Origin of the sequence: Azoarcus olearius (assembly GCF_001682385.1) — a bacterium.
Lineage (GTDB): Bacteria > Pseudomonadota > Gammaproteobacteria > Burkholderiales > Rhodocyclaceae > Azoarcus > Azoarcus olearius.
This window is the reverse complement of record NZ_CP016210.1, coordinates 1,893,133-1,912,556: the sequence shown is the minus strand read 5'-3', so window position 1 is coordinate 1,912,556 and position 19,424 is coordinate 1,893,133. Positions and strand designations below refer to the sequence as shown.

The window sequence follows — 19,424 nt, the reverse complement described above, 5'->3', positions numbered from 1 at the left end:
GCCTCAGTTCATCTTCCAGCGCAGATTGGCCACCAGCGCGGCGGCATTACCGCTGTCGCTGGTCATGGCGTTGACACCGACGTTGAGCACCACCCCGGCCATCAGGTCGTAGTTTGCGTTCAGCGTCAGGAGCATGCTGTCGCGCGGCAGTTCGGTGCCCATCACCGTAAAGCGCGACCCGCCGGATAGCCGCAGGCCGAGTTCAGGGCGTACATCACCCTCGAGGTGGCGCCATGTGAGCGATCCTTTCAGTTCGATATCGAGTCCGCCGAGATTCACCGCATGCTGGCCGCGCGCACCCAGCGTGCTGATCAGCAGGGCATTGCGCTGGCTGTCGCCGGCCAGCGCCGCGCTGCCGCCCTCCTCCTGGAACCCGTCGGCGCGCTGCTCCACCCTCATCAGCCCGACGAAGGGCTCGACGTGCGACTTCTCCCCAAGCCCCAAGCGATAGGCCAACTCGCCGAACAGCTGGCGGGTAACCACGTCATAGCCGCGGGTGAGATGTTCCACGCCATCGATCAGGCTGACATCGCGAGCGGACTCCAGCCGGTGCAGGCTGTAGGCCGCACCACCGAAAACGCGCAGCGAGTTTCCATCCGCCAGTTCGAAGGATTTGCCGCTGTACAGCGCAAAGCGCCGGGTCTTGGTTTCCCCCTCGGCCTGGCGCGATCCCACGCTGACCTGGGCAATGTCGTATCCGATCGCCGCGCCCACCCGCCAGTCGCCGAAAGCGGGCAGATCGCCGCCGATCAGCGCACCGTCGAAGTCTTGGGTCGTGGCGCCTGCGTTGCCGTCGTCGTTCATGCGCTGGGTGCCGCTGCTCATCTGGGTCCACATCGGCAGGGCCGCGCCCGGCGAGTCGAGGTTGGCGCGCAGGTTGTGGAGCGGCGCGTTGATCACATCGATGTCGCTATACACAAGCGAAGCACTCATGCTGGCATGGGCGTCACCCGACAGTTGCTCGTACATCGCCGCCGCCTGCGGACCGCTGAGGTTGACCAGGGTGCGGTACACCGCGCTGTTGGGGTCGATCGAGGCGATGCTGTTGGCGAACGCGAGCTGGTTGGGCGTGAGCGCCTGACTGGCGAAGCTGACGTCATTGCGCGTCATCGTCAGCGTGACGCCGCTGGCGGTGTAGCTGAGGCTGGGGTCGAGGAAGGCGAGGTTGGACGTCACGTTGGAGAACGTGCCCGAGATCGGTGACCCGCTCGTCGTGCTGATGATGGGGTAGTTGGTGGCGGGGGCGTAGCTGCCGCTGCCAGCCAGCACCTGCAGCGTGCCGTCGAGGCTGACCATGCCGGCAACGATGACCTGATCGGCGTTGCCCGCCGCATCGGTTTCAACTGAAAACACCGAACCCGGCGTGAAGATCAGGTCGCCGGCCACATGCAGCGCGCCGATCGAATTGCCGGGGGCCAGCGTGCCACCGCTATAGACAACGACCGTACCCACTGTGCCGTTGCCGCCCAGTGTTCCCCCGCTGTTGACGTTGACCACCGACGTCGTGTTCAGGCTGCCATTGACCGCCAGAACGCCGCCGTTGACCTCGGTGGCGCCGGTATAGGTGTTGACGCCGGTGAGATCGAGACGCCCTGCACCAGACTTGACCAGGCCGCCGCTGCCGCTGATCTGCCCGCCATAGGTCGTATCGCCGGCCTGGTTCACCGTCAATGTAGAGGCACCGAGGGCAACGACTCCACCGCTGCCGGACAGCGAGGACATCGCGAAACTGCCTTCGCTCAGGTCCAGCGTGCCGCCATTCACCGTATAGGCGGTGTTCGCCGGCAACCAGCCCGCCAGCGTCCCGCCCTCGACGAAGGTACCGCCGGTGTAGCTGGCGGCACCGGAGCCGGCGAGCAGCAACAGCATGCCGTCACCCGTCTTGGTCAGCGCACCGGTGCCGGTGATTTCTCCCTGCAGCAGGATGTCGTTGCCGTTGGTATCGAACACACCGCCGCCGGGCCCCAGCGGCTGCAGGCGGAAGGAGATGTCGTCGGTGTTGCCCGCCGCCCACTGCAACCCGCCGCCATCCAGGGTGATCGTTCCGTAGCCCAGCCCCTCCGCTCGGGAGAAGTTGACGAGACCTTGCTCCACGATCAAGCGGCCGGTAAAGCTGTCGTCGGCCAGGTCGAGCGTAAAGGTACCGGCGCCCGTTTTCACCAGTGCAGAAGTCTCATCCCCGTACAGCGACCCGCTGAAGGAGGTGCTGCTGCCATCACCGCCGACGCGCAGCGTAATGCCCGGCACATAGACCTCGGCAAAGGCATCCTGCAGGTCCACCGCGCCGGAACCCGACAGGGACCCAAGCGATAACACACCGGTTTCATTTGGCCCGGAACTGCCGCCAAAGACGACATATCCGTCCGGACCGACGTTGAGGCTTGCATTACCCCCGGTTGCACTGCCCCAAAAATAGACTTGCCCTTCGTTGGTCACCTCGATACGGGCATTTCCGGCCGTACTGTTGCCGAGGAAATAGAGCTGGCTGCTGCTGACGAGGATATTTGCGTCGCCCGCGCTGCTCGAATCGAAGAAATTGCCTTCGACCAGGTAGGAAGAGAACGTGATCGATGCAGTGCCAGCGCTGCTCTGCTCGTAGAAGTTCAGCGACTCTTCGGCAATCGTGCCGCTTGCGGTCTGGGTGCCCGAGAAGTCGATCGCACTCGCTCCGGCACTGCCGATGCCCAGCATCACGGCTGCAACGGCGTGCATTGCCGTGGACGGCGCCTGATGACGACAAGTACGTCCAACAGTGGTAGCGGAGAGGCGCCTGAGCGCGCCTGCCGGATTCGGGCACATGGAAATCGGTTATCTATCTTTCGTTGTGGAGGCCAGCGGCCGCTGCGGATCTGCTTGCACCGCCCCGGGATGCGCCGTTCGCGCGTGGATACGCCGATATGCCAGCGCGAATCCAGTCAGCATGATGATAGTTTCATCTATGCCAAAGGACCAAGGGAAGATTGCCTACAGGGGTCGCCCGGCGGATGCGGCCGCACCGGAGGGGCGGTACAATTCGCCGCCCCGCCCGGGTGATGAAATCGGTAACCATAGCGGACTTAAAATCGTCTAGAGTCGTAGCATTGATGCGGGTTTTGCAGGCGCAGTGTGTAAATCTGCGTAATCCGATCGGTAAACTACGCATGGAGGATTGGCATGGGTTCCATCACCGTCACCAAGAAGATCGACAGTGCGACCGGCAAGGTCGTCACCAGCTACCGTGCTTTTATCCGACGCCAGGTCAACGGCAAGCCGGTGAGCAAGTCAAAAGTCTTTCCCACAAAGACGTCGGCCAAGGACTGGCTGCGCGAAAACGAGTCCGACGCGGCACTCCAGCAGCTCGGCAGAACCCGCGGGCCGACCTTTGCTGACCTCATCGAGGACTTCGTGAAGGCGCCGCCAGTCCGGGGGACCAAATTCTGGTCGGCTTCGCATCTTGAGTTCTGGCGCGAACAGTTCGGCTGCATGAAGACCGGCGAGATCTCGCGGGGCGATATCAACGCCGCGGTGGCCCGACTGCAGAACAAGCCGGCGATGCGACGCGCTCACGAGGGCGTGAAGGAGACCGGCCAGACCGTGACGCCGGCAACGGTTAACCGCTACCTCGCCAGTTTGTCGAGCGTTTTCAACTACGCGATCAACCACGAGATCATCGACGTCCATCCGCTCAAGGCCGGCAAGGTCAAGAAGTTGAAGGAGAGCGGCGGACGGCGGCGCATTCTCACCCCTGCCGAGGAGGACCGGCTCTATGAGGCGGCCAGGGAAGCACGCTGGCCGATGATGTGGCTATTCCTTCGCATCTTCCTCACCACCGGCGCCCGCAAGTCTGAGGTGCTGAAGTTGCGGTGGAAGGACATCAACCTGGACGAGTCCGTCGCTGTCATCCCGAAGACGAAGAACGACGACCCCCGCGCGTTGCCCCTGGTCACCGACGTCAAGACCGCATTGCTCGAAGCGCAGAAGGTGCGGCCCTTGGGCAGCGACTTCGTGTTCTTCGACCCACGGCGGCCAGAGCGTCCCAAACCGGTCGAAGAAACCTGGAAGGCCGTGCGACAGCGCGCCGGCCTGCTGAACGACCGCGATGACCCCCTGGACCGGGTGTATTTGCATACGACGCGTCACACTGTGGCTACCAAGCTTCTGAAGAAAGGCGCGAACATCGCACAGACCGCAAACATCACAGGTCACAAAACGCTCGCGATGCTGAAGCGATACACGCACTTAGCTGCGGCGGATGCCGTCGATCTCGCACAGAAGCTATTGGTCGACGACGAGCGAGGGGAAGCATGAGCACGCATGCTGAACTGCTCGCCCTCGCACTCGCCGGTGACGCAACCGCAGCGGCGGCGCTATGGCGCGCAATCGACGCCGGCACCGTTGACGATGCCACGGCCGCGGCGTGGGCGCGATCGGTCGCAACTCAGGTAGTTGCCAAAGTCATAAACCCCGAGATTCCGGCCAACCGCGCCAGGGAGAACGCGCGGGCCGCTCTTGGCCTAGAGGGGCCAATCGACAAGAACGCTGACCTTCGGGGACTCGTCGCCGCGATCCCGGAAGCGACACCGAGCCAGTTGGCCGCCGTGGCGGATCTGCTGTGCGATGTAAGAGGCGCATCGCGATACAAGGTGATGCGCCAGATCGAATACATCAAGCGCAAGCTGAAGAAAAAACGGTAGGCCGGGGCAACCCGGCTTTTTATTTTTGCCCTGGCGAATCTGCACAAAAATTCGCGGACGACTTCGTGCAGAGGCTTGGCCGATAGTTCGCTTCACCACACAACGCAACGAGGTGAAGTGATGCCCCACCACACACAACCGACGACCATCTCGCTCGAGGATCTCTACCCGGTGCCCGAGTTCGCCGCAGAGAACTCCAAGATCCTCAGCGTAGACACACTGCGCTGGCAACTTCGCAACCGCCACAAGAACGGCCTCGCTACCTGCTGCGTACAGGTCGGACGCAAGCTGTTGATCTCCAAGAGTCGCTACGAGGCCTGGCTCACTGAGCAGGCGGGCAAGGCGGTGGCAGCATGAGCACGGTGCCGTTTGACACCTACCGTTTCACCCGTCGGCTGATCGACGCCGGGATGTCCGAAAAGCTGGCGCAGGAACTCGTAATCGCCGCAACCGAAGCCTCGGAGAACCTGGCCACCTCGACGGACATCGAGACGGCTCTTCACCGGTTCGAGAACAGCTTGCTCATCAAGATCGGAGGCATGCTGGTTGCCGCGGTCGGGTTACTCAAGGTGCTTCCGTGAACGATCTGTGCCCCCGCGGAGATCAGCAGCATTGCTACATGGATGCCACGGCTGTCGCGGCCGCGCTCGGCATTCCCCTCGAAGACATCCCGCTCGCCCAGCAGGTCGGCACCCTCGGCCCGGCGGATGCACGCACTCTGCATGGAGCGCCACTGTGGAGTGCCCGCGGAGTCTCTGAAGGGGGCTGCTGATGGAAGCGAAGACTGTCAATGAGGGCGGGCGCCGCGTCGGTATGTCCCATCCTCGGGCGGTGCTGACAGACCGGGACGTGGATCTTGTCCACGAGCTTCGGGAATCCGGTCTCACGCTCTCTCAGATTGCAATGCGAATGGAATGCAGCAAGTCGTGCATTGCGCATGTGGTTGCTGGCCGGCGGCGGGCGCAGACGCCCGTCGCATGGGTACGACCCGGAACGTCGCTGACGACATCGAGAGGGGGGACGTCGACTGCTGCTGTGTTGGCCGTAGCAGATGATGTCGGCGCGAGGCTGCAGGCGTTCATCAACGCGGCCATGCGGTGAAAGCACGGCACCGACAGCGTTCAGGCGCCCGGCCGGGGGGCCGTTCGGGCGTCTCCATTTTCGGGATTGAGCAGTTGCTAATCAGCGATTTAGGAGTATCCGGGGGCGTATCCGTGTGCGCCAGGAAGTGCAGCAACATCTAGGCGTGTTCACCTACAAGGAGCCCGAAATGAATACGCCAAATGACCGACTGCTAACTCTCCCCGAGGTGATGAAGATCACGACCAGACCACGGTCGTCGATTTACGCAAGCGTGGAAAAAGGAACGTTCCCCGCGCCGCGGAAACCTGGCCGCCGCCTCGTCTGGTTGGCCTCCGAAATTGACGCGTGGATGGCGTCGCTCCCACCGGTGGAGTTTGCCGGGCGCAAAGCCGCGCCTCACGCATGAGAGCCCACCGATGAACCGGGATATGAGCTTTATCGCGCTGATGCACAGCGGAGCAGCGCAAAAAGAAATGCCGCCCGGAGGCGGCATTCAAGACCAGCAGCACGGCGTGACCAGCGCCGGCACATACGGAATCAATGACGAGATGAAGGATACCGACTTAGCAGATGCTCACGGACACGACGGGGAGTCCCTTGACGATTACCTGTGCGAGCCGGCAAGGCCGGAGGAGTTCGAGAGCTTAGTGGCTCAGGTGCAGCGCCAAGTGGCCCAGGTCATATGCGACGCACAGAACCCCTTGGTCACGATTACGCGCTTCGCCAACAAAAAGGAGACCGCCGGCAAGCGGCACGACGTGACGTGGGAGAAGCTCTGCGATGTGCTTGCGAACCCAAGGGAGTACCCCAGCAAGGTGTGCATGCCCCTGGTGAAGCTCTCCAAACTGCCCAACAACTCGCGCGTGATGGGGACCGTGCCGGAAAACATGACCGCAGTTGTAGGCGACTATGACGGCGGCCTGGTTACGGTTGACGAGGCCGTTGCCCGATTGGCCAGCGCAGGCATTTCTGCTGCGGTTTACACGACGGCAAGCCATCGCCATGACGAACCCCGATGGCGCGTAGTCGCACAACTGGGCAGCCCTGTGACGCCGGACGAGTATGTGGAATACCTCGACCTCGTAAATGGGGCGCTGGGCGGCATCCTGGCCTCCGAAAGCTGGGAGACCACGCGCTCCTACTTCTACGGAAAGGTTAAGGGGGTCGAGTACCGATTCGAATCCGTGCCCGGCGTACCCATCGACATACAGGCTGCTTGTGGGGTTGACTGGGAACCTATTGGCAAGCCTGGAGAGACGGTCAAGACCGCGACCACCGAGCGCGCGGCCCAGGCGCAGGACGATGATCGCGACTTCGAGCGCACCATCACCATCAGCAAGGCGAATGACCGCACCTTGCACGACCTCGAGTATGCGCTGGAGGCAATCAAGGATCGCGCCGTTGCGCGCGGCCCTTGGAACGAGACGTTCCTGGCCATGGTGTGCTTCAAGGGCACGGAGTACGAGGACCGTGCCCGTGCGCTGATCGAGGGCTGGAGTCAGACCCACGGCGTCAACTGGTGCGTGAAGGAGCCCGACGACACGAAGTGGGACCGGGAAAGCGCCCGCGACATCACGTACACGTCCATATTTAAGTGGGCCGACGAGCAGGACGAACTGCAGGGGGTGCTGAGGACAGACGAAAGCTGGCGCGCGAAGGCCAAGGCCGCATGGCGAGAAATGGATGCGGCTGGCTTGGGCGGCAACGTGGTGCCTTACACCGAGTTCACCCGCGCCATGGAGCCTCCGAGCTACGTCTGGCACCGTGTGCTACAGAAGGGCTGCCTGTACGCGCTGACGGCAAAGTGGGGCCACGGCAAGACTGCTTTGATGATTACCGTGGCCATGCACGTTGCCACGGGGCGCGAGTTGGGCGGCCACCAGGTCGAGCGTCAGCGCGTCCTGTATCTCTGCGGCGAAAACCCCGCCGACGTGCAACTGCGCATCACGGCTGCCGCGCTGAAGTTCGGCATGCCTCCGAGCGAACTCTCGGGCCAGATCTTCTTCACCCGCCGACCGTTCGCCCTGGACAACGATGTCGAGCTGAAGCGGTTTGTGAAAGAGGCCAGCGCTTTCGGCCCGTTCGGTATGGCCGTAATCGACACCGGTCCGGCGCACTCGTCGGCCGAAGAGGAAAACGACAACCGGGAGATGCACAAGCTGGCCATGGCCATGCGCGATCTGATGGAGCCGCTGGGCAATCCGGCCACCGTCGCCCTGATGCACCCCACCAAGGAAGCCACGCGCGACAACCTGCAACCGCGAGGTGGCGGCGCGTTTTCCGGCTCGATCGACGGCGAGCTGTGCGCCTGGCAAGAACGCGGACAGGTCGAGTTCTTTCACCGCACGAAGTTTCGCGGCCCCGGCTTCAAGCCGATTCGATTCGAGCTTGAGCGATTCGAGCTGCCGGGGATGGAGGACAACTTCGGCGAACCGGTGGTCACGGTGCTGGCCGTGCAGTCTGACTCCACCGATCCGTCGCCTATCGGTCGCAAGCCGCTAACTGGCGCAGTCAGCGTTGCCTACCGCGCGCTTGATGCAGCGCTGGCCGACATGAAGACCAGCCGTATGCTCGACGCCGCTTTCGCTGGTGAGGCATCCAACGCGCTCAACTGCCCGGCACCCGAGGCCGCCGTCCACCTGGACGACTGGCGGGGTATGGCCTACGACATGGGGATCTCCGACGGCGATGGCGAGGCAAAAAAGAAGGCGTTCAAGCGTGGGCGGGAAAGGCTGGTCGCCGATGGCATCGTGAAGGTGTGGAAGGACATGTGCTGGCTGCGAGGTGGAGCATGAGAGAAGTTGCACGCGTAGGGGGACAGGGGGGACAGCAGGGGGACATGTCCCTTTGTGTCCCTCTGGAATGGGCAGAGGGGGACAAGGGGGACAAAAGGGGGACATGTCCCTCCGTGTCCCGGCCAGTAGGGGGACAGGACAGGACAAAACCCTTAGGTTTGTCCTATGTCCCCCTGGCTGTCCGCGGCTGGTGGGAGAGGAACGAAGAAGGCAAAGAACGGTTGTGTGTGGGCGTGCCTGAAACAAAGCGCGCTCCCCCCGTCAGCGCCTCCAATGCGTCGAACGCGCAAGGAGCGGCAACGTGATCGTGCTCCGGACTACCAACGCCCGAGGCATGCTGTGCGGGGAATCACAGCCGATGTGTCGATACTCCGACACCGTCGTCGCGCTGGCGCGGGCGTTGCGCGCCGAGGGCTGGACCATTCGCGCCATCGCGGCCCGTCTGGACGGCCCGCACCCTGGGACGGTGCACCGGTGGTGTACGTTCGAGCGCCGAAAGCCTGCTGTGCGCGTGTCGGCGAAGCGCATCAAACCACACTCATCAGATGTTGAATCCGTCGGAAATGGCGCAGCAGCAGCGCTTTCCGAGAACCTGTGTAACCCGGCGAGTAATCGCCCCTCGTTCCACGACGATTCAACGGATTTGGCGTAACGCAGGAGAACAAGACGATGATCTCAATAAGCCACACCTCCCCCCTGCCCTCCCCGCCCCCTGGCAGGCACTTCGGCGCCTGGCCGACCAACCCCACGTGGGTTGAACAGATAAGACGCCGGCACTGCGAGGGCTACACCACGGCTCTGGCCTCAACCTATGCGACTGCCGAACTGCTCGGCATTGGTCTCGACGAACTCGAGCTGCTACAGGCGGCAGCATGAGAGACGAGACACCAAGCCTCACGCTGGCCGAACAAGCGCGCTTACTACGCCTGCTTGGAAATCAGATCCCACAGTTGACCGGCATTGAGTCGGACGCTGCTGCGTGGCTCCGCGAGTTCATAAACCAGGCTGCCACCGCTGCCGCCCGACCCGTTGTTTTTGAACTCGATCCACACGGCTTCTATATCGATGGCCGCCGGGTGTCGTACTGCGGCCGAGGCATCGCCGTCGCCTGGACCGTCCTGGTCGCACAGCAGTACCGCATTGCCCCTCTTCGGCCTGAATGGTTCTTCAACGTTGCGCGCCCCTCCGCATGTGCTCGGCAAGCCTTGGAACGCGCCGCCGACGCCGTGGAGAGCTTCAGCCGCCCATTAGCAGCGGCGATACGCTCCATCGGTGTGGAACGGACCTCGGGGGTGTTGGCCGTCAAGCATGATCGCCTGCAACCCATCCGCTGCACGATGACCGACGACATGCTGGCGCTCGCGCGCTCCGCTCCACTCGGGCTGCTCGACGCTGCATGACTCTCGCGTGACTTAAGCCCAGCGAAGACCCCTCTGTCGACACCATAGGCGCACCGAAAGACGGAGCGCCAAGATGGCCAAAGACCCCACATCCCGATTCAGCCTAGACACGCAGGAGGCAGCAGCACGCCGCGACCTGCGAGAGGCGAAGCAGGCGCATCGTGAGGCCTGCCTGCACTTGAGCCAAGCGCCCGGTGACAAAGAGCGCCAGTACGCGGTTGATACCTTCGAGGCAGAGATCGGCCAGCACGAGAAGAAACTCGCCCGCATTGCAGCCGCGCGAGAGGCCGCAACCCGCCAGCAAACCGAGCAGGAGCACACCGACCGGCTCGCCGGGGCCCGCGACGGCCAAGCCGCAGCTCTAGCGCTTGCAGACCAAGAGCGAAAGCTCGTCGATGAGATTGTCGATCTGCTCGAGAACAAGCTCGGTTCCACGCTCGTACGTCTGCACGCAGTACAGCAGGACCGCGCGCAGCAGGCCACTGCAGCTCTGTGCGCCGTTATTAGTCGCGAAGAACGCACTCAGCAGCTCGGCCGGATTGAGCGTCTCACGGGCACCGCATGGGCCGCGAACGCGATCACCGCCGCCGCCCTCGCCAGCGGCTTGGGTCGCACCCCGCCACTCGGACCTGGCGTCGTCGTGACTGCCCCCTTTGGCGGCATCGCAACCCCGGAGCAGAGCATCGAGCGCATGTCGAAGCTCGCCGCCGAACTCGACGCATACCTAGCCGAAGCCATCGAGCGCGCGGCGAACCCCACCACCGCAAACGACGAGGATGACGCCTGACATGGACGACTTCGACGCTATCGCAGCCCGCCTGTTCGGCTCCACCGCGCCCAGCGCAGCACCCGCCCCGGCTCAGGACTCCCCGGCGCCGGCCACGGGGGAGCAGACCGCGGCCGAGCGCCTGTTCGGCGTGAAGCCCCAGGCCGAGACCCAGCCCCGGCCCGAGCTGCGTGACGACCGCGCGTTTTCCGAACTGAGCGAAGCCGAGCAAGCCCAGCGCCTTTACGGCTCCACGGACCCGACCCTGACCCACCGGGACGCCGTGCAGGCCATCGTCAATGCGTCGATGCAGGACCATCTGCATGATCCGGAGACCGCCGGAGAGATCGCAGCGGCATGGGCGGCAACCTTTTCCCAGCACCAGCTCAACGCCACCGAGAGTAAGGAGCTGGCCGACATTGGCGCGTCAGCGATGCGCACGCCGCCCAGCGAAGCGACGGTACTAACCTGGCGCGAAACGGCGATCGAGAACCTGCAAGCTGAATACGGGGTGGAAGGCGCCGGCCATGCGCTTCAGGACGCGCGGGCCTATATCGCAGGCGTGCCCGACGCCGCCGACATGCTCAACGCGCTCGGTCTTGGCTCCCATCCGAGAATCGTGGCGCTCGCTGCCGCGCGCGGTCGCGCCCTGCGCTTGGCGGGCAAGCTGAAGGGGTGAGCCATGGGCCAGCACAACACCACACAAGAACATGACCTCGAAGGCAGCGTCGAAGGGCTCCCCGCCTTCCGCTGCCACCTCACCCCGCATGGCGGATGGTTCTTCCGGTGCACGTGCAACAAGACACACACGCACGGAGCCGGTGAAGGCCACCGGGCGGGCCACTGCCAGACCCACCGGCCGTACGGCTATTTCCTCCTCGCACCAAATGACCACAGGGAGGCCGGATCGTGATCGACCCCGAAAAAATCAACCGCGTCGAGCTCGAGCAGGACCGGCAAGCCCTGCGTGCCTCGGCGCAACGGGTGTACGCCGCGCGGGAACGCCCCCGGTGGGAGTATGAGAAGGCTTGGAATGCTCACCTCGCCGCGGTTGCCGCCTTCAAGCAGAAGTACGGGACCCTGCGCGTCGGCCCGTCCTTTTGACTGCACCGGAGAGAACGACATGACCACCACGACCACCGCTCCGCTTCCGGTGCAGCTCCTGGACGTTCTGACCAGGCATTACGGCGAACCAGCCCCCGGCGGACAGAGCGCAGAGTTGACCGCCGCCATTGCGAAGCTGGTTTCCGTCGCCGCGCAGCAACGCGCGATGCGACAGCTGTGGAAGCACGAGGAAGGATTCTGGGACCGACTGAAGGCGGAAATGAATGAACCGCAAGCTCAGCAACAGCGGGGGCACTGAGATGAGCGACAACCGATTGCCCGACGGGAAATTCCGCCCCGGTCACGCGGTGAAAGGCGGGCGCACGCCGGGCCCGAGCCGCGCCGAGCGCCTGGCCGAGGCCATCGAGCCCCATGTGCCGGACATCATTGCGAAGGCCATTGAGTTGGCGAAGCTCGGCGACCCCCAGGCCCAGAAGCTGATCCTCGAGCGTTACGCACCCATCGCCAAGCAGGACGCTGAGCGCGTCATCGTCGAGGGGTTCGCCACTGCGCCCACACTGGAACTGAAGGCCCAGGCCGTCATGGCCGCCGTCGCAGCCGGGCAGGTGACCGCGGAGGCCGGCGAGCGCCTGCTCCGCACCCTGGATGCCTACGCCCGTGTCGTGGTCGCAGACGATCACGAGAAGCGACTGCAAGCCATCGAGGCGGGGCGCAGCGCACCGAAGCCCGTCACCCTCGATGGAACCAGCGGCAAGGTGTTGCCCGACAACCTGGAAGACCTCGCATGACCCGCACGAACCAGATCCAACGACGTCTGCGCGCGCTGGAGGCGACGGCAAGCACTGCCACCATCGGCGACCTGCGGCAGCGCATCCTGCAAGCGCGCGGCACTGACGCCGTGCCAACTCACAGCTACGACGAGTTGCAGACGCTGGCTGAGGGCAACGACCTGCCGGCGCGGATGGCACGCGGCCTGTTGCGCATCGGCCATTACACCGACGGCGCCCCGCGGGCGGCGGTTCCCGACCTCGACCCGGAGCACCTGCTACCCTTGCTCGCAGGCCACCTACACGACAGGCCGCTGGACTTCGTGCTGTTCGCCTTCGACTGGGGCGTGGATCGTGCCCTCCGCTTGGTGAGGCTGCCCGACGAGTACCGCGTGCAGTACGACAGCGAGCACGGCCCTGACCTGTGGGCGTGCGATCTCCTGGACAGCATCGGGCAGGAAGTTCGCGTCCGCGGGTTCGACGGTACCCAGGCAGTGGAGGCGATTCGCGCCGCCGTGTCGTCCGGCCACGGTATCGGGAAGTCCGCGATCACAAGCTGGCTGGTGCTGTGGATCATGAGCACCCGACCCAACGCCCGCGGCGTTGTGACGGCCAATACGTCGGCTCAGCTGGAATCGAAGACGTGGGCTGAGGTGGGCAAGTGGCTGAAGCGGTCGGTGTTCGCCGACTGGTTCGACCTCACCACCGGCAGAGGGGCAATGCGGCTGACGGTGAAGGGCTTCGCCGAGTCCTGGCGCTGCGATGCGCAGACCTGCCGCGAGGAGAATTCGGAGTCGTTTGCCGGCTTGCATGCCGCCGACTCGACGCCGTTTTACATCTTCGATGAGGCGTCGGCCATCCCCCCGAAAATATGGGAGGTAGGCGAAGGCGGCATGACCGACGGCGAACCCATGTGGTTCGCGTTCGGGAACCCCACTCGGACGGGTACGCGCTTCCATGCCTGTTTCCACGGCCAGCGCCATCGCTGGATGACCCGTCGCGTGGACAGCAGCACCTGCCAAATCACCAACAAGACGCAGATTGAGCAGTGGGCGCACGACTACGGGCGCGACTCCGACTTCTTCAAGGTACGCGTGCTGGGTGAATTCCCCAGCCAGTCCAGCCTGCAATTCATCGGGCGTGATCTGGTGCAGGATGCGGCCAGCCGCGACCTGCCATCGGCGCGTGGAGAAGCCATCATCATCGGCTGCGACATCGCCCGCTTCGGCGACGACTCGACGGTGCTCTACTTCCGGCAGGGGCGCGACGCCCGGACCTTCCCGCCGATCAAGCTGAAAGGGGCGGATACGATGCAGGTGGCCAGCCGCATCGCCGAGCAAGCCAACTTCTTCCGCAGCGCGGGGCACTACGTCCTGGTAGCGATCGACGGCGGAGGAGTGGGCGGCGGAGTGATCGACCGCCTTCGCGCGATCGGTCATGAGGTGGACGAGGTGCAGTTCGGTAGCCGTGCGCTCGACCCGCGGAAGTACGCCCAGCGACGCAGCGAGTTGTGGGGGCTGATGAAGGACTGGCTGAAGGTGGGCGCGATCGCCAACGACCAGGAACTGCTGGACGATCTGACCGGCCCGGAGTACGGGTTCACGAGCACCGAGCAAATTCAACTCGAACGTAAGGCGGATATGAAGGCCCGCGGCCTGTCGTCGCCCGACGTGGCGGACGCGCTGGCCATCACCTTCGCCGTGTCGCCGCCGCTGCCGGGCGAGGACTTGCTGCCCAGCGCAACACATTCCGAGCGCGACCGTCTGGCCGTCCTGAGCTATGACCCGTTCTCACGGATGGGGGTATGAGCATGGGCTTGGACGCGCCCCTCACCTGGTTGGTGGTGGACCTATTGCCCAACCACCCCACGCTTCTAGGTGCTCCGCTGGTCATTTTCGGTCGGGCAAGTTACGACGGCGACGCGGACCTGCTGACGGTAACCACCATCCTGCCAACCAGCCGCGAGACGGAAGTGACGCAGGGCGCTGGATCTGACCTGCAGTGCCTCGCCAAGACCCTGCTACGAGAGATGCACAGGCGAGGTGGAGTTACGTCCTGACCTAAACCGCGGCAGACGTCCAGCGCAAATCGCTACTCCGAGTTCAAGATTTTCCGCTTCTCATCCGCGAACTCAGCTTCACTAATCGCGTTGTTGTCGAGTAGGGACTTGAGCTTTAGGAGCTGGTCGTACTTGGTCTCTTGCGTAACGCCATTGACGCACTCAAAAACCAGCTCGGCCCGGGGGAAGTTTCCTGGGAGCAGTGCAGCGGGGGAGGTCGTTAAAGAAAGCACTCGCAACTGCTTTCCCTTGTCGTTGCAATAGGTCTTCGCACGGCTTTCGGCATCTGCAATATTTGCAGAGTTCGGCACAAATCCCGTCGCCGCCTGATTGAAGACGCGGTACTGCTCCGACGTCTGAGTCTTGGCATTTATCACGGTTGTCTGACCAGCATACACCGCCCCATCAAACCCGGACTGTGAGCTTTCGAGGGGAGTGATGGGGCCAGTTACAGCACACCCTGTAACTACTGCGGCGAAAATCAGAAGCGGCACGCTGCCTATTGCTTTCATTGTCATCATCCTCTGGGGACCCGTTGACCGCATTCGCGTAATTTGGCCTTGGTTCAATTTCTACCTCCGCGGCTGAACTGTCTGGTTAGCGCCGACCGCCCCTGAGCAGCTCGCGAACGGGCTCGAGATGCCCGCCGAATGTGCCGGCGCCTCAAGAGCCAGGTTCAGCAGGAGCTGCACAGGCTCAGGAATGGTCCGCCCGGATTCGTCCCGACATCCGCCGCTCTGCGTGATCTGGAGCGCCCCCCAAACTCGGTCTGGTTGAGGCCGAGCCGGCGTCCGGTGCTCACGAAGCTGTTCTCCCGAGTATGACTTGAGTTACATCCTTACTCCACTTCAATTTTGCATATCCTAGGGGCATGATGGCGGCGGGTGGCGTGACTACCGTCACATCAATCCAATTGAGCTTTTCTGCAGTTGCGCCGGAGATTGTATGGGCGAAATCAATATCCCCACCGCGTGCAGGAGGCGCTGACAGCGATCGACTCCAAGGTCTTGTCTGCACTCATCGACCGATGCCTGAACGATGAAAACCCCTCCGCACTTCGGGGGCTCCGGCTGGAGGAGTGTGGGGTTTATGCAGTACTGAAGCTCCGTACAATTCCCAAGCGATCAAACCTATGTCTATTAGTCACGTTCAATATGAAAAAAGTCTGGAAGTCCACCGCGGTTGTCCTAGCGGTATTGCTGTCCGCATGCGCGAGCTCCGGTGTTGTTCCCCTGACTGCTGAAAAATTCATGATCTCGAAGAACACCGCGAAGCTCGGCGGCGGCATTTCAGCCTCAGCTGCCGCTGAGGTCCACGCTGAGGCGAATGAATTTTGTGCGCGACAGGGAAAGAAAGTGGAGACGGTCGATCTGCAGCTGACTCCAGGTCGGGCGGGCTCTTTGGGCAATGTGACCCTTCAGTTCAAGTGCGTTTGAGTAAGCGCACAACTTTGAGTCCAGCACTAGCTTTCTTAAGAACGAAGGCGTTACCGCGTGGAAGGCAGGACTTCACGCAGCATCTTCTACAAATGGAGGAAACGCGATGTGCGCCGACTACAACCCCGCCCGAACGGCACACCTTGAGCGGATGTCCTGGGGCCGGCATACGATCTCCACGCCTCCGCTGGACTTCGGCGAGACGTTCCCTGGCGGCCTGGCACCGTTCCTCGCGAACTGCCTGCCGACCGAGTGGACGGTCGGGATGTTCGGCGTAGTGCCGCACTGGGGTGACCCCAAGAAGCTGTTCCGGATGACCTACAACGCCCGTTCGGAGACGGTCGGCCAGAAGCCGGCCTATCGCAACGCCTGGAAGCAGCGGCAGTTCGCCCTGATTCCGGTCGAGGCGTTCTACGAACCCTGCTATGAAACGGGCAAGCCGGTTCGCTGGCGCATCGAGCGGGCCGACAGTGAGCCCTTCGCGCTCGCGGGGATCTGGGAGCGCCGCATGGGCGACGAGGGGCCGGCGCGCTGGTCGTTCTCCATGCTCACGATCAACGCCGACGGACACCCCCTGATGTCGCGATTCCACAAGCCAGGCGAGGAGAAGCGGAGCGTCGTGGTGCTCGACCCAAGCGATTACGAGGGGTGGTTGAGGGCGCGGACGGAGATCGAAGCCCGTTCGTTCCTACAGCCCTTCGATCCTGAGCAGATGAAAGCGGAGCCAGCGCCACGGCCTCCGCGGACGGTGAAGGAGACGTAGCCCGTTGCAGCGTCGCGTGAGGCCTATACTGTACGAACGTACAGCAATCACGGAAGCGCACATGGACGACGAGAACATCTTGGCCGCTGTTCGAGGTGAATACCTCGCATCGGAAAGGCATGGACTCCCCAATCCTGATACAGCGGATCTCGACACCTATTGGAGAACGATCGAAGTCCCCGAGCACGGCCTGGTAACCATCACCTTCGAGCGGTTCCGATACCGCCGAGGCCGCAACCGCTTCACCTGCTGGCTTCCGAAGAAGGTGACGCGCTGCACGCCGCCAGAATCAACTGTGGAGTCGGTGACGCGGGCAGATGAGTAGCTGCGACTTGCACCGGAAGACTGGAGGACGCGCGCCGCTTTGGTGCCGAGGACGGGAATCGAACCCGTACGGCCGAAGCCGAGGCATTTTAAGTGCCTTGTGTCTACCAGTTTCACCACCCCGGCGCGGGCCGCATTGTACGTTGGTTGTGCGTAATCCGTGTGTAACCTGCACTGCGAGTCAGCACAACTCAGCACCGTCGAGCACAAACGGATACAATCGCGACTCGTAAAATCAACGTGTTACGCTGTGACAAGGTGTGCTTTGTTGTGCGGGGTATTGACTTAAAATCCGCCGGCGCAAGCCTTACGGGTTCGAGTCCCGTCCCGGGCACCATTCGGCGGAAACGCCTGTCACTTGCGTACCGACACACCCAGGCTGACCATCTTGATCGTCATCGACCTTTGCTGCGACCGCGAACACCGCTTTGAAGGCTGGTTCGCTTCGGCCGAGGCCTTTGAAAAGCAGCGTCAGAACGGGCTGGCGAGTTGTCCGGTCTGTGGCACGACCGAGCTACGCCGGCTGCCGAGCGCGCCTTACGTGCAGACGCGCACCGCGGCAACGGAACCGCCCCAGCAGGCACCCGACCTCTCGTCCGAACACCCCCTGCCCGCCGATGCGGTGGCACTGCTGAAATCCGCGCTGCGCGAGGCGGCACGCAAAGCGGACGATGTCGGCGATCGCTTCCCCGCTGAAGCGCGCCGGATGCACCACGGCGAGATCGAGGCCCGCAGCATCCGCGGCGCTGCCACGCGCGACGAACTGGGCGAACTCATCGATGAAGGCATCGTGGTTCTGCCGGTGCCTCCGGACGACGATCTGCACTGACCGCAGGCGTAATCAGGGCGCCGTTTCGGATGCGAGCGCGTCCGGACATGCGTCCACGACGAAACACAAGGGCTCCGGCAAGGACAGCGGCCAGTTGCTGACCTGGCGCGCGTCCACCGACAAGGCCGATCCGTCGTCCCCAGCGCGCCACGGCTGCCGCAACCATGCGACCGCACCGCCCACGAGCTTCATGAACCCCATGCTGCCCTCCCCCGAGGATGAACGGCAAGGCTACGGAAGCGGCGTGACCGGCCGATGATCGCAACATGACGTGGCGATGACGCCCGTCAGCAACTGGCCTGGATCAGCGGCACCCACATTTCGTCCGCCGTCATCCCGCCATGCACGCCGATCATCGTCGGCGGCACTTCGCCCACCACACGGTCGCTGACTGTCCAGCCGGGCTCCATCAGCCACGCGTGCGAGCCGACGCGCTCGGCAAGCCGGCGGTGCGCGGGGCCAGGTCCGAGCAAGCCGGCACGCACCAGATGCTCGGACGGCACCAGCACCAGCTTGCCGCCGAAGTGGTCACGCGCATACGCCGCGATCTCCGGCTCGGCCCCCGCCCGCGCAAGGGAAAAAGCGAGGCGCCTTTCACCGAACAAGGGCGCCGCGAGCATGCTCTGGAGGGCCGGATGACGCTCGAGACGGAGGCGCTTTTCGTCCGGCGCGTCGATGAAGCCATGATCTGCCGTCAGGATCAGTTCGGCACCGGTACCTTTCAGCCGCGCGAGCAATGCGCTGAAGCAGTCGTCCACCCGCTGGAAGCAATCCCGCGCCTGCGGTGAATGGCAGCCGTAGTGATGGCATATCGCGTCGAACGACGCGTAGTAGGCGTGGACCAGCCCGCCGGTGTCGCGCAGCCGCCGCACCTCGTCCTCGACACACCCCGCCAGTTGATCCAGCCCACGGTAGGGCCGAACCCCGGCGCCACGGGCGTGACGGCGCGAAAACGGCGAATGGGCGATGTCCTGCGGCGACACCATGGTTGTCGGAAGACGCGGACGGGCACCGTTGCGGGCATAGGGAAACAGGCGCTGGAGCAGGAACGGGGCGCGCAGGCGCCCTCCGCCCCGGCGCTGCATCGGCAGTGGCGCAATGACGCCGCCGAAACGCCGGTCATGGATATGCCAGCCTGTCAGTCCGTGCGTCGCGGGTGCCAGGCCGGTGAGCAGCGAGGTCACGGCACTCGCGGTAGTGCTGGGCAACACGGACGTGATCCGGCCGGTGCGATGGGCGAGCAGGCTGCTGCGACGGGGCTCGGCAAAGCGATGGAGCAGCGCATCACCCAGCCCATCGATCACCAGCAACACGAGGACGCGAGTATCGCGCTCGGCAAAGGGCGGCCGCACCTGTTGCCCGGCAAGCCAGCTCTGGATGCCGTGCGCGAGCGGATAGAGCCCCCGCTCGAAGTAGTCGGGCAGTACGGCATCGCGCGGGAGTTGAAGCGGAGCGTGATTCATG

The 19,424-nt window shown here is 63.8% G+C and carries 24 protein-coding genes and 1 tRNA gene; 19 read left to right on the top strand and 6 right to left on the bottom strand.

Annotated elements, in window-relative coordinates; all coding sequences use genetic code 11:
- Nucleotides 1-3 precede the first annotated feature (3 nt).
- A complete protein-coding gene (locus dqs_RS08850) occupies nt 4-2,691 on the bottom strand; it encodes an autotransporter family protein (RefSeq protein WP_169823510.1) in 2,688 nt (895 codons plus the stop codon).
- 462 nt (nt 2,692-3,153) lie between these two features.
- Here dqs_RS08850 and dqs_RS08845 point away from each other — a divergent pair, with 462 nt between their 5' ends.
- The 15 genes from dqs_RS08845 (at nt 3,154) to dqs_RS08785 (ending at nt 14,357) form a co-directional block, all read left to right on the top strand.
- On the top strand, nt 3,154-4,287 hold the full coding sequence (locus dqs_RS08845; RefSeq protein ID WP_065340236.1) for a tyrosine-type recombinase/integrase: 1,134 nt from the start codon (nt 3,154-3,156) through the stop codon (nt 4,285-4,287).
- A complete protein-coding gene (locus tag dqs_RS08840) occupies nt 4,284-4,673 on the top strand; it encodes a hypothetical protein (protein WP_065340235.1) in 390 nt (129 codons plus the stop codon). The genes dqs_RS08845 and dqs_RS08840 overlap by 4 nt, the downstream gene beginning before the upstream one ends.
- Nucleotides 4,674-4,793: 120 nt before the next feature.
- Nucleotides 4,794-5,030 carry a hypothetical protein gene (locus tag dqs_RS08835; protein WP_065340234.1) on the top strand — a complete coding sequence of 79 codons (237 nt, stop codon included), beginning with the start codon at nt 4,794-4,796 and terminating at the stop codon, nt 5,028-5,030.
- Complete coding sequence (locus dqs_RS08830) at nt 5,027-5,254, top strand: hypothetical protein (RefSeq protein ID WP_065340233.1); 228 nt, start codon at nt 5,027-5,029, stop codon at nt 5,252-5,254. The genes dqs_RS08835 and dqs_RS08830 overlap by 4 nt, the downstream gene beginning before the upstream one ends.
- 38 nt (nt 5,255-5,292) lie before the next feature.
- On the top strand, nt 5,293-5,445 hold the full coding sequence (locus dqs_RS20725; RefSeq protein WP_157108167.1) for a hypothetical protein: 153 nt from the start codon (nt 5,293-5,295) through the stop codon (nt 5,443-5,445).
- Between the two features lie 498 nt (nt 5,446-5,943).
- Nucleotides 5,944-6,162 carry a helix-turn-helix transcriptional regulator gene (locus dqs_RS20475; RefSeq protein ID WP_084018766.1) on the top strand — a complete coding sequence of 73 codons (219 nt, stop codon included), beginning with the start codon at nt 5,944-5,946 and terminating at the stop codon, nt 6,160-6,162.
- Between the two features lie 10 nt (nt 6,163-6,172).
- Entirely contained in the window at nt 6,173-8,551 is a 2,379-nt protein-coding gene (locus dqs_RS08825) for an AAA family ATPase (protein WP_065340232.1), read from the top strand.
- 301 nt (nt 8,552-8,852) lie between these two features.
- The gene (locus tag dqs_RS20720) at nt 8,853-9,203 is read left to right on the top strand and encodes a hypothetical protein (protein WP_157108166.1); all 351 of its coding nucleotides are present in this window, start codon (nt 8,853-8,855) and stop codon (nt 9,201-9,203) included.
- 220 nt (nt 9,204-9,423) lie between these two features.
- Nucleotides 9,424-9,951 (top strand): hypothetical protein, encoded by a 528-nt coding sequence (locus dqs_RS08815; protein WP_065340230.1) that lies wholly within the window; start codon nt 9,424-9,426, stop codon nt 9,949-9,951.
- Nucleotides 9,952-10,024: 73 nt separating this feature from the next.
- A complete protein-coding gene (locus tag dqs_RS08810; RefSeq protein WP_065340229.1) occupies nt 10,025-10,738 on the top strand; it encodes a hypothetical protein in 714 nt (237 codons plus the stop codon).
- A 1-nt stretch (nt 10,739) separates the two neighbouring features.
- Entirely contained in the window at nt 10,740-11,396 is a 657-nt protein-coding gene (locus dqs_RS08805) for a hypothetical protein (RefSeq protein ID WP_065340228.1), read from the top strand.
- 230 nt (nt 11,397-11,626) lie between these two features.
- Entirely contained in the window at nt 11,627-11,821 is a 195-nt protein-coding gene (locus dqs_RS08800) for a hypothetical protein (RefSeq protein WP_065340227.1), read from the top strand.
- Between the two features lie 19 nt (nt 11,822-11,840).
- Nucleotides 11,841-12,080 carry a hypothetical protein gene (locus dqs_RS08795; RefSeq protein ID WP_065340226.1) on the top strand — a complete coding sequence of 80 codons (240 nt, stop codon included), beginning with the start codon at nt 11,841-11,843 and terminating at the stop codon, nt 12,078-12,080.
- Nucleotides 12,046-12,570, top strand: coding sequence for a hypothetical protein (locus dqs_RS08790; protein WP_065340225.1), 525 nt, complete (start codon nt 12,046-12,048; stop codon nt 12,568-12,570). The genes dqs_RS08795 and dqs_RS08790 overlap by 35 nt, the downstream gene beginning before the upstream one ends.
- Nucleotides 12,567-14,357, top strand: coding sequence for a hypothetical protein (locus dqs_RS08785; protein ID WP_065340224.1), 1,791 nt, complete (start codon nt 12,567-12,569; stop codon nt 14,355-14,357). Before dqs_RS08790 ends, dqs_RS08785 begins: the two co-directional genes overlap by 4 nt.
- Nucleotides 14,358-14,640: 283 nt before the next feature.
- Here the strand turns inward: dqs_RS08785 and dqs_RS20715 are convergent, their stop codons facing one another.
- Together dqs_RS20715 and dqs_RS21270 are read right to left on the bottom strand one after the other, a co-directional pair.
- A complete protein-coding gene (locus dqs_RS20715) occupies nt 14,641-15,120 on the bottom strand; it encodes an SHOCT domain-containing protein (RefSeq protein WP_169823509.1) in 480 nt (159 codons plus the stop codon).
- 60 nt (nt 15,121-15,180) lie between these two features.
- Complete coding sequence (locus tag dqs_RS21270; RefSeq protein WP_418202063.1) at nt 15,181-15,354, bottom strand: hypothetical protein; 174 nt, start codon at nt 15,352-15,354, stop codon at nt 15,181-15,183.
- A 504-nt stretch (nt 15,355-15,858) separates the two neighbouring features.
- Here dqs_RS21270 and dqs_RS20710 point away from each other — a divergent pair.
- The 3 genes from dqs_RS20710 to dqs_RS20705 all read left to right on the top strand — a co-directional run bounded on the left by dqs_RS20710 (nt 15,859) and on the right by dqs_RS20705 (nt 17,132).
- Nucleotides 15,859-16,044 carry a hypothetical protein gene (locus dqs_RS20710; RefSeq protein WP_157108164.1) on the top strand — a complete coding sequence of 62 codons (186 nt, stop codon included), beginning with the start codon at nt 15,859-15,861 and terminating at the stop codon, nt 16,042-16,044.
- Between the two features lie 106 nt (nt 16,045-16,150).
- Nucleotides 16,151-16,807: an SOS response-associated peptidase gene (locus dqs_RS08770; protein ID WP_065340221.1), complete on the top strand. Its 657-nt coding sequence runs from the start codon at nt 16,151-16,153 to the stop codon at nt 16,805-16,807.
- A 61-nt stretch (nt 16,808-16,868) separates the two neighbouring features.
- A complete protein-coding gene (locus dqs_RS20705; protein WP_157108163.1) occupies nt 16,869-17,132 on the top strand; it encodes a hypothetical protein in 264 nt (87 codons plus the stop codon).
- A gap of 40 nt (nt 17,133-17,172) precedes the next feature.
- On the opposite strand, the gene dqs_RS08765 is transcribed toward dqs_RS20705, so the two are convergent.
- Nucleotides 17,173-17,257 (bottom strand) — tRNA-Leu (locus dqs_RS08765).
- 262 nt (nt 17,258-17,519) lie between these two features.
- Here dqs_RS08765 and dqs_RS08760 point away from each other — a divergent pair.
- Nucleotides 17,520-17,960, top strand: a complete 441-nt coding sequence (locus dqs_RS08760) for a DUF1178 family protein (RefSeq protein ID WP_065341678.1) — start codon at nt 17,520-17,522, stop codon at nt 17,958-17,960.
- 12 nt (nt 17,961-17,972) lie between these two features.
- Here dqs_RS08760 and dqs_RS20920 read toward each other — a convergent pair whose 3' ends face one another.
- Together dqs_RS20920 and dqs_RS08750 are read right to left on the bottom strand one after the other, a co-directional pair.
- Nucleotides 17,973-18,152 (bottom strand): hypothetical protein, encoded by a 180-nt coding sequence (locus tag dqs_RS20920; protein WP_148268730.1) that lies wholly within the window; start codon nt 18,150-18,152, stop codon nt 17,973-17,975.
- 95 nt (nt 18,153-18,247) lie between these two features.
- Entirely contained in the window at nt 18,248-19,423 is a 1,176-nt protein-coding gene (locus dqs_RS08750; RefSeq protein WP_011765383.1) for an alkaline phosphatase family protein, read from the bottom strand.
- Nucleotide 19,424: the final 1 nt, after the last annotated feature.